This window comes from Streptomyces boncukensis, from assembly GCF_011045075.1.
Lineage (GTDB): Bacteria > Actinomycetota > Actinomycetes > Streptomycetales > Streptomycetaceae > Streptomyces > Streptomyces boncukensis.
This window is the reverse complement of sequence record NZ_JAAKZZ010000837.1, coordinates 1-2,059: the sequence shown is the minus strand read 5'-3', so window position 1 is coordinate 2,059 and position 2,059 is coordinate 1. Positions and strand designations below refer to the sequence as shown.

Annotated in this window: 2 protein-coding genes; one reads left to right on the top strand and one right to left on the bottom strand. The window is 77.0% G+C overall.

Annotation, left to right across the window (positions count from 1 at the left end; all coding sequences use genetic code 11):
* Window positions 1-75: 75 nt before the first annotated feature.
* Window positions 76-1,548 (top strand): hypothetical protein, encoded by a 1,473-nt coding sequence (locus G5C65_RS36190; protein WP_241266309.1) that lies wholly within the window; start codon window positions 76-78, stop codon window positions 1,546-1,548.
* Here the strand turns inward: G5C65_RS36190 and G5C65_RS36185 are convergent.
* Complete coding sequence (locus G5C65_RS36185) at window positions 1,532-1,981, bottom strand: acyl-CoA thioesterase (RefSeq protein WP_165303292.1); 450 nt, start codon at window positions 1,979-1,981, stop codon at window positions 1,532-1,534. The two genes, G5C65_RS36190 and G5C65_RS36185, sit on opposite strands and share 17 nt — an antisense overlap.
* Window positions 1,982-2,059: the final 78 nt, after the last annotated feature.

Here is a 2,059-nt window from a genome sequence, read left to right as displayed (position 1 = left end):
CCCACCCGCCAGGGCCGGGGCACGGACTTCCCGGGTCCCGCGCCCCGCCCCTGGCGCGCGTGCAGGATGCGAGTCATGACACGACTCGTACGGATCGATCAGCATCGCGCACTGATCGCGGTGTGTCTGGTCTTCGGCTCCGTCTCCCTCGTCGCCGTTCCGCCGACCCTCGCGCTGGGCTGGGACGAGATCGTGTACGCCAGCCGCTTCGGGCCGTACGCGCAGGGCCCCCAGGTCCCCTTCAGCGCGCCCCGCACCCGGGGCGTGCCGGTGCTCGTCGCACCGGTGGCTGCGTTCAGCGACTCGGTGCTGGTGCTGCGCTGCTATCTCACGGCCGTCGCGGCGCTCGCGCTGTACCTCGGCTACCGCCCCTGGCTCGGGGCCGTCGCCCGCCCCGGCACGGTCCCGCTGGCCGCGGCGCTCTACGCGAGCCTGTGGTTCGTCCTCTTCTACGCCGGCGCCGCGATGCCCAACCACTACACGGCGATGGCGCTGGCGTGCGCCACCGGCTGCTTCCTGCGGACCGGCGGCGGCCGCCGGCTCGCGTACGCGGGCGTCGTGGGCGGGCTCGCGGCAGCCGCCCTGATGCGGCCCAACGACGCGGTGTGGCCCGGCCTGGTGCTGCTGGCCGCCGCGCCCCTGGTGCACGGGCGCCCGGCCGGGCACGCTCCGGCTCCGGCCGCGGCGCGGGTCCGCAGGGCCGGGGCCGCCGTCTGCGCCGGACTGGCCCTCGGGCTCGCGCCCTGGGCCGTCGAGGCGTGGCTGCGGTACGACGGCATGGTCGCCCGGCTGCGCGAGGCCGGCGAGATCCAGGGCGGGATGCGCCCGACCTTCGCCCTGCCGCTGCACGCCGCGGCGCTGGACGGCCCGCTGCTGTGCCGCCCGTGCGACGGATTCGGCGTGGGCTGGGCCTCGGCGGGCTGGTGGCTGCTGATCCCGCCGCTCACCGCGCTCGGCCTGTACGCGGCCGCGCGCGCCGGCCGCCGCGCGTACGGACTGCTGCCGGCAGCGGCGGCGCTCGCCGTCGCCGCGCCCTACCTCTTCTTCCTCGACTACGCCGCACCGCGCTTCCTGATGCCCGCCTACGCGCTGCTGGCGCCGGTCGTGGCGGAAGGCGCGTACGCCCTGGCCGCGCGCTTCCGCGCCGGCGTCCTGCTCCCCGTGGGAGGCGCCGCGCTGCTGGCGGCCCACGCGGGCGTCCAGCTCCACCAGGTGGAGACGCACTCCGGCATCCAGGCGGAGGCCCGCGAGGACTGGCGGCGGACGGCCCGGGTCCTGCGGGCCCACGGGGTGGCTCCGCCGTGTGTGCTGCGCGGCAACAGCTCCGTGATCCCCATCGCCTACACGGCGGGCTGCCGCGCCGGACCCCGCGGCTCCGGCGCCCCCGGCCCCGGCGGGGAGCCGGAGCCGAGCGCGCTCGTGCTGCGCGGACGGCCGCTGCCCCCGTGGGCCGCGGCGGCCGGGTGGCGCGCCTACCCCGTGCCGGGGACGTACCACCCGGGGTGGCGGGTGGCGGTTCCGCCGCGGGCCGTCAGTCCGCGAGGTTGAGCAGGGACAGGTCGGTGGCCAGCTCGGCCAGCGGCTTGCGCGGGTCGGGGACCAGCCGCCGCCGGGCCAGGTCCAGGAAGCCGCCGACGGAGGTCACCTCGGCGGCGACCGTGCCGTCCGCCGTGCGCATGTCCTGCACGAAGTGGAACGTCTTGCCGCCCAGCCACTCGAACATGCAGCTCACATCGACCTCGTCGCCCGCCCGCAGCTCCCGCAGATAGCGCACCCGGGTCTCCAGGACCACCGGCCCCACCCCGAGGGCCAGCAGCTCCGCCTGGCCGACCCCGGCCGCCCGCAGGACCTCCCACCGCGCGTGCTCGGCGTACTGCAGGTAGACGGCCTGGTTCAGGTGCCCCTGGGTGTCCAGCTCGTAGCCGCGAACGGAGACGCGGACGCTGAACGGCCGGGGCTCCGGCTGCGCTGACGTGGACATCGGGCTCCTCGGAACGGGTACGGGTCGGCAGCGGGGCTGCTCAGCAGGGAAACGACCGCACCGCACCCGTCCATTCCC

Bases quoted from the DNA above. Each gene is read 5' to 3' on its own strand.
- G5C65_RS36190 (WP_241266309.1), top strand. From the start codon at position 76: ATGACACGACTCGTACGGATCGATCAGCATCGCGCACTGATCGCGGTG.
- G5C65_RS36185 (WP_165303292.1), bottom strand. From the start codon at position 1,981: ATGTCCACGTCAGCGCAGCCGGAGCCCCGGCCGTTCAGCGTCCGCGTC.